The sequence below is a fragment of the Halobacillus litoralis genome (assembly GCF_009856415.1).
GTDB lineage: Bacteria > Bacillota > Bacilli > Bacillales > Halobacillaceae > Halobacillus > Halobacillus litoralis_C.
Map to the genome: position 1 here is coordinate 61,527 of NZ_WMEZ01000011.1, position 6,684 is coordinate 68,210.

The 6,684-nt window shown below is 46.7% G+C and carries 6 protein-coding genes, 2 tRNA genes and 1 rRNA gene; 1 reads left to right on the forward strand and 8 read right to left on the reverse strand.

The window, feature by feature from the left end; translation table 11 throughout:
• The first annotated feature begins 155 nt into the window (after positions 1–155).
• A complete protein-coding gene (locus GLV98_RS18555; protein ID WP_160917524.1) occupies positions 156–2,090 on the forward strand; it encodes an ABC-F family ATP-binding cassette domain-containing protein in 1,935 nt (644 codons plus the stop codon).
• 423 nt (positions 2,091–2,513) lie between these two features.
• Here GLV98_RS18555 and tsaD read toward each other — a convergent pair whose 3' ends face one another.
• The 8 genes from tsaD to rrf form a co-directional block, all read right to left on the reverse strand.
• A complete protein-coding gene (tsaD, locus tag GLV98_RS18560; protein WP_160917525.1) occupies positions 2,514–3,545 on the reverse strand; it encodes a tRNA (adenosine(37)-N6)-threonylcarbamoyltransferase complex transferase subunit TsaD in 1,032 nt (343 codons plus the stop codon).
• Complete coding sequence (rimI, locus tag GLV98_RS18565; protein ID WP_160917526.1) at positions 3,542–3,985, reverse strand: ribosomal protein S18-alanine N-acetyltransferase; 444 nt, start codon at positions 3,983–3,985, stop codon at positions 3,542–3,544. The genes tsaD and rimI overlap by 4 nt, the downstream gene beginning before the upstream one ends.
• Position 3,986: 1 nt before the next feature.
• Positions 3,987–4,673, reverse strand: a complete 687-nt coding sequence (gene tsaB / locus GLV98_RS18570; RefSeq protein ID WP_160917527.1) for a tRNA (adenosine(37)-N6)-threonylcarbamoyltransferase complex dimerization subunit type 1 TsaB — start codon at positions 4,671–4,673, stop codon at positions 3,987–3,989.
• Complete coding sequence (tsaE, locus tag GLV98_RS18575) at positions 4,670–5,125, reverse strand: tRNA (adenosine(37)-N6)-threonylcarbamoyltransferase complex ATPase subunit type 1 TsaE (protein WP_160917528.1); 456 nt, start codon at positions 5,123–5,125, stop codon at positions 4,670–4,672. The genes tsaB and tsaE overlap by 4 nt, the downstream gene beginning before the upstream one ends.
• Entirely contained in the window at positions 5,126–6,112 is a 987-nt protein-coding gene (gene thiL / locus GLV98_RS18580; protein WP_160917529.1) for a thiamine-phosphate kinase, read from the reverse strand.
• Between the two features lie 159 nt (positions 6,113–6,271).
• A tRNA-Asp gene (locus tag GLV98_RS18585) sits at positions 6,272–6,348 on the reverse strand.
• A gap of 45 nt (positions 6,349–6,393) precedes the next feature.
• Positions 6,394–6,470: transfer RNA gene (locus GLV98_RS18590), tRNA-Met, on the reverse strand.
• An 84-nt stretch (positions 6,471–6,554) separates the two neighbouring features.
• A 5S ribosomal RNA gene (gene rrf, locus GLV98_RS18595) occupies positions 6,555–6,668 on the reverse strand.
• Positions 6,669–6,684: the final 16 nt, after the last annotated feature.

The window sequence follows — 6,684 nt, forward strand, 5'->3', positions numbered from 1 at the left end:
TCTACCCCTTTTTGTTAACTGTACTGATTGAAACACTACTCTTATTCTACCAAAAAATCAAACGGAAGTCGTTAAAGATTTCACATACTTCAGGAGCATTGTGTTGCTAGGGGACGCGCCTATGAGATACACTGATTTTATTGAGGTGAAACGACATGATTCTCATGCAATTGAACCAATTGACGAAGCGTTTCGGCGCCGAGTTGATTTTATCGAATATCAAATTGGAAGTACAGATGAACGACCGGATCGCCATCGTCGGTCGGAACGGAGCAGGAAAATCGACCTTGCTCAAAATGATGGCTGGTGAAATGAGCCACGATGAGGGCAATATTTTCAAACCGAAAGAAACCACGATGGGCTACCTGGCCCAAAATACAGGGCTGCAGTCAGAGGAAACCATTTGGAACGAGATGGAGAAGGTGTTTGAACACCTGAAGGACCTGGAGAAAGAACTCCGCTCCATGGAAGTGCAGATGGCGGACCCCGACCTACTCGACGACCAGAAACGCTACCAGCAGCTGTTAGCGGATTATGATCGCAAACAGGAATACTTCAAGACGGCTGGCGGTTATCAGTATGAAGCAGATATCCGCGGCGTGTTGAACGGGTTGAATTTCAAAAACTTCAACTGGGATACACCGATCAACTCCTTGAGTGGCGGACAGAAAACGCGCCTCGCGCTCGGAAAGCTGCTGCTCACAAGTCCGGATGTCCTCATCCTCGATGAGCCGACGAACCACTTGGACATCGATACACTGAGCTGGCTTGAAGGGTACCTGCAAGGCTATCAAGGAGCTGTGGTCATCGTCTCCCACGACCGCTATTTCCTGGACAAGATCGTCAACACTGTCTACGAAATCGCGTTTCAATCATCGAAGCGATACCACGGCAACTACAGCGACTATTTGAAAAAGAAAGAAGCGGACTATGAGCAGGAACTCAAACGCTTTGAAAAGCAGCAGGAAGAAATCAAGCGGATGGAAGATTTCATTCAGAAGAACATCGTCCGGGCGACGACAAGTAAAAGAGCACAAAGCCGCCGCAAGCAGCTGGAGAAAATGGACAAGCTTGAAAAGCCGAAGGACGACAACCAATCGGCGAAGTTCAGCTTTCAGACAGCGAAACGAAGCGGTAACGATGTGCTGAAGCTGCGCAACTATGCGTTCCGTTACGATGACAGCAAGGACTACCTATTCGATCATGTATCCCTTGATTTGAACCGTGGCGACTCTGTGGCACTTGTCGGACCGAACGGTGTCGGAAAAACGACATTATTGAAGACGCTCATCGGAGATTTGGAACAGTCGAAAGGTGAAAAGCTGATCGGAATGAACGTGCAAATCGGTTATTACGATCAGGAGCAGACAAAGCTGAACTCGACGAAAACAGTCTTGAACGAGCTCTGGGACGAATATCCGATGAAAAACGAAAAGGATATCCGCACCATCCTCGGCAACTTCCTTTTCTCAGGAGAAGATGTGCTGAAGCCTGTCTCCGCGCTCAGTGGTGGCGAAAAAGCGAGACTGTCCTTAGCAAAATTGATGATGCAGGAAGCGAACTTTTTGATTCTCGATGAGCCGACCAACCACCTGGATCTTGATAGTAAGGAAGTGTTGGAAGCAGCGCTTGTGGATTATCCAGGCACCCTTTTATTTGTTTCCCACGACCGTTACTTTATCAACAAGATTGCGACACAGGTTGTGGAAATGAATCCTGAAGAGACCCGCCTGTTCCTTGGTGATTATGATTACTATGTTGATAAGAAGCGGGAAGAGTACGAGCTGCAGCAAATCGAGGAAGCAGAACGACTCCAGAACGAACCGAAGCAGCAGGAAGTGCAGCAGAAGAACAGCTTTGAAGAAGACAAAGCTGCCAAGCGTGAAGAACGCAAGAAAAACCGCCGCATTGCTGAGATTGAAGAAGAGATCGAACAGCTGGAAGCGAGACTCGAAGAAAACGAAGAACTCCTCTGTGACCCTGACATCTATCAGGACCACGAAAGGTCATTGGAAATCACAGAAGACAACACCCAGCTCCAAACCCAACTCGAAGCCCTCATGGAAGAATGGGAAACCCTCCATGACTGATAACTGACAGAAACAGGTGTACCAGACCATCCATTATATGGATGACCTGGTACACTATTTTTTTCCACAGTTATAAAGTTTAATTGATATCTACTTTTAAGGATGAATATAAAGTTCATGCATAAGCTTGTATGAATGCTGATTCAGTATCCACATAGTTTTCAACAGTTGAATAGCTTTATTAACAGTTTTCAACAGGGTTATGCACATTATCCACATTTTTAAACAGACTTATCCACAAAAATGGTACCGTTTTCTTTCCTGTTTCTACTTATCCACTACTCGTTTATCCACTGTATGTTTATACACATGTGGATAGTTACCTTTCTTTTGATGAATACCTCACTTATACACATCCCTTAGAAAAAGGGAAAAGCTCTCCTTGATGATCAAGGAGAGCTTGGATCGTTCCTGTTCACGACCTTATTTTTTCCGTGCACCGAAAACTTCAAGATCCAGCCCTGGATTGGCATTCAGGTCCCATCCGGCCCGGTGCCCCTGATTGTATGCAACGGCTCCAGCTGCAGCAATCATCGCGGCATTATCTGTGCACAAATGAAGCGGTGGAATGAGCAGTTCTGTTTCGCTGCCTTCGAACTTCTCCTGAAGCGCTGCTCTCAGTCCTTTATTAGCAGCGACACCACCTGCGACAATCATCTGTTTCACACCATACTCCTCCGCAGCGCGAATAGCTTTTGTGGATAACACGTCCACAACACTCGCTTGGAAGCTTGCGGCAACATCCTCAGGCTTCAGATGTTCATCCCGCTGCTTCGCTTTGTGGAGACGGTTGATCACAGCTGACTTCAATCCGCTGAAACTTAAATCATAGGATCCATCTTCCAGCCAGGCACGAGGGAAATCAATCGTCTCTTCCCCTTCTTGAGCGAGGCGGTCGATTTGAGGTCCGCCTGGGTAGGGAAGCTTCAGCGTCCGCGCCACTTTGTCATACGCTTCCCCTGCGGCATCATCGCGCGTTTCACCGATGATTTCAAAGGATCCATGTTCACGCATCAACACAAGCTCTGTGTGCCCGCCGGAAACCACTAGGGAAAGAAGCGGAAATTCAAATTCCTTTTCCAGACGGTTGGCATAGATATGGCCTGCAATATGATGCACGCCCACAAGCGGCTTCTGTTTTGCAAAAGCGATCGATTTCGCTGCATTGACACCGACAAGAAGAGCGCCGACCAGTCCTGGTCCCTCCGTCACTGCAATGGCATCCATATCGTCGAGGGTCATCCCCGAGTCCTCGAGGGCTTCTTCAAGTGTGATCGTCATCTGTTCGATATGATGCCTGGAGGCAATCTCCGGTACCACCCCACCGAAACGCTTATGACTTTCAATTTGAGATGCGACAATGTTCGTAATCAGTTCTGTTTCGTTTTTGACAATCGCTACGGCTGTTTCATCACAACTCGTCTCAATCGCTAAAATGTATTGATCTTCCTTCATTTTAATCCCACCCACATCACTAACGCATCTTCACCGTTGTCCGAATAATACCTTTTGCGTATGCCCCCTGGTACCATTCCGAACTTCCGGTACATATGCTGCGCGGCTGTATTTGAAACTCTCACTTCAAGCGATAGCTGGATCGCTCCATGTTCAATCGCTTCGTTACACGTATGACGGAACAATCGCTCCCCATATTTGTTTCCTCTATGGTCCGGATGAATGGCGATATTCGTGACATGCGCCTCATCAATGATCAACCATAAACCACAGTATCCAATGATTTCGTTCTTTTTTTCTACGATATAATAATGCGCATAAGGGTTGTCTTCCATCTCTTTTTCAAAAGTTTCCTCCGACCATGGTACGGCAAAAGAAGCCTTTTCGACTTCCATGACAGCTCCTACATCATCCTTCGTCATTCTCCTAATCGTCACCATCTCACTTTTTCTCCTGCTGCTCCAGCCATTTGGCTTCCGCCTCAGGGATCCGCAAATAGTTCGGGATTAGGTCATGCAACGGCCCTGGTTCCTTTTCCTCTGCTACAGAAGCGATGAAGACAGGACGTGCATAGTGGTAAGGAGCTTTCGGAAGAATCGCCTGATCGCCAAGAATCTCGACAATCTTTTCTTCATGCACAGCTATATCCTGACTGAGGAAAAGAACGGGTTCGTCCAGTTCCTTCAATTGATGAAGCCAATCCTCCATTAAGACGTTCGTCTCACCCTTTTCAAGCGTCATGTCTGACCGATACAGTCCTGTATAGACGAGTCCCCGCCGGGCATCAAAGAACGGGCAGACATATCCTTGGAAAAAGGCTCCCTGCCTTGCGACAGCTTCTAAGCTTGATACACCTACAACCGGAATGCCGAGCGACCACGCCATCGTCTTTGCCGTCGTCAAGCCGATCCGTACACCCGTATAAGAACCCGGACCGTGAGCAACCGCAATTCTGTCCAAGTCGTCGGGCTTCATTCCCGTCTCTTTCATCACCTGATCGATCGCAGGCATCAAACGGATGGAGTGATTTTTTTTGATATTCGTCACGTATTCCCCAGCTACAGCACCATCTCTGATGACCGCAACTCCCATGACATAATTCGATGTATCTATCGCCAGTACATTCATACTAAAATCTCCTTACATAACGCTTCAAAATGTTCAGATGAAGACTCGAAGGTGAACACACGTGTGGAGTCGTCCAAATAACGAATCGTAATGTCCAGCCGTTCATCCGGTAAAAACTCTTCTATGAACTGGGCCCACTCTACGACGGTTACCCCATCTCCTTCAAAGTACTCATCGAAACCGAGGTCCTCATCACTCTCTTCCAAACGGTACACATCCATATGACAAAAAGGAATCCGGCCCTGGTATTCTTTCATAATGGTAAAGGTCGGGCTGTTGATTGTCCGTTTCACACCAAGTCCTCTTCCAAGTCCTTTAGTGAACGTCGTTTTACCTGCTCCCAAATCTCCCTCTAACGTCAGCACATCTCCAGGCTGCAAACGTTGCCCGAGACTTTCCGCCATCTGCTGCGTTTCTTCTGTAGAAGAACTTTTCCATTCAAATGTCGTCATTCAATCACCCTTTTCCTTCAAATGAGTATAACCGGAAGAGGTTAATCTTTCCCACTCTCCGCTCTTATTTACCATCACCACTGGTACCGGCCCCTCTTTCGTTTTAACATGGCCGATTTTACTTACAGGAACACCCGCATGTTCTGCAGCTTCTATCACTTGTGACCAGTCCTTTTCAGGTACGCATCCAAGTAATTCAAAATCTTCTCCCCCTGATAAACCCCAGTTTACATAGTGTTCTGGGAAGACATTTCGAATCGGCTCAGAAAAAGGAAGAGCTTTTAAATCAATGAACAGATCAACATCAGACGCTTCGGCAATTTCTTTTGCCTCATTGGCAATCCCGTCACTCACATCGTTTAAGGCCAACCGTTCTAGATGAGACAAATGTGAAGCGAAGATCACCCTTGGTACAGGGGTTTGATGTCGCTGCACAAGATATGTATGATCTTCGGACGCTTGTCCTTTTGGATTCAACAACCATTCCAAACCTGCCCTGGAGTCTCCAAGAGTGCCCGTTACAAATAATACATCTCCTGCCTCCGCTGTCGAACGATACCGGGCTTTTCCTTTCTGGACCATCCCAATGACAGTGACACTTAACGAAAGTTCACTTCCTGAAACAGTATCGCCGCCGATCAAGTCCATCTGATAAGAATCCCCGAGTCTCTTCATTCCTTCATAAACGCGTTCTAATTCCTCGTGAGTCCAATCAGAAGGAATAGTAATAGAAACCATATAAAAAGCAGGCGTACTTCCCATCGCAGCCAGGTCACTAATATTTGCTGCCAGCACACGATACCCAATCTGCTCAGGTTCCATCGTCTGCCTTGTAAAGTGGACACCTTCCACCATCGTATCCACAGCTGTGACGACATCATGGCCCGATGGCCGGAATACTGCCGCATCATCATCAATACCTTTGATCAAGGAGGATTGGCGATAATGGTCTGGTTTGATTGATCGTATAAATGAAAACTCATCCATGTGTATATCCCTTTCTCTTATGACCGTTTTCTTAACACGAAATTGGTCGACCGTATAATCGTAGTCTTACTATTATACCAAGAGAGAAGCATATTTAAAAAATTCCATAATAAAAGCCTTAGGAAAGCATCCTAAGGCTGAACGTTTAATTTTAAGTAGTGGCGGTCCGGACGGGACTCGAACCCGCGACCTCCTGCGTGACAGGCAGGCATTCTAACCAACTGAACTACCGGACCAAAATTTTTCATAAAAAAATAAAGTCAAATGACTTAAATGAAATTTGGTTGCGGGGACAGGATTTGAACCTGTGACCTCCGGGTTATGAGCCCGACGAGCTACCAGACTGCTCTACCCCGCGATAATGTGGGATTACTTTAATAAGTTCCCATAAGATTTAATTGTGGACTATTTTCTATTATACTACATTATAGAAAATAAATCAATGTGGCGGCGTCCTACTCTCACGGGGGTAAACCCGACTACCATCGGCGCTGAAGAGCTTAACTGCTGTGTTCGGCATGGGAACAGGTGTGACCTCTTCGCCTTCACCACCACATCAATATAAAGTTTGA

Coding starts and splice junctions, on each gene's coding strand:
- thiL (WP_160917529.1), bottom strand. CDS start 6,112: ATGGATGAGTTTTCATTTATACGATCAATCAAACCAGACCATTATCGC.
- tsaE (WP_160917528.1), bottom strand. CDS start 5,125: ATGACGACATTTGAATGGAAAAGTTCTTCTACAGAAGAAACGCAGCAG.
- tsaD (WP_160917525.1), bottom strand. CDS start 3,545: ATGAAGGAAGATCAATACATTTTAGCGATTGAGACGAGTTGTGATGAA.
- tsaB (WP_160917527.1), bottom strand. CDS start 4,673: ATGAATGTACTGGCGATAGATACATCGAATTATGTCATGGGAGTTGCG.
- rimI (WP_160917526.1), bottom strand. CDS start 3,985: ATGGTGACGATTAGGAGAATGACGAAGGATGATGTAGGAGCTGTCATG.
- GLV98_RS18555 (WP_160917524.1), top strand. CDS start 156: ATGATTCTCATGCAATTGAACCAATTGACGAAGCGTTTCGGCGCCGAG.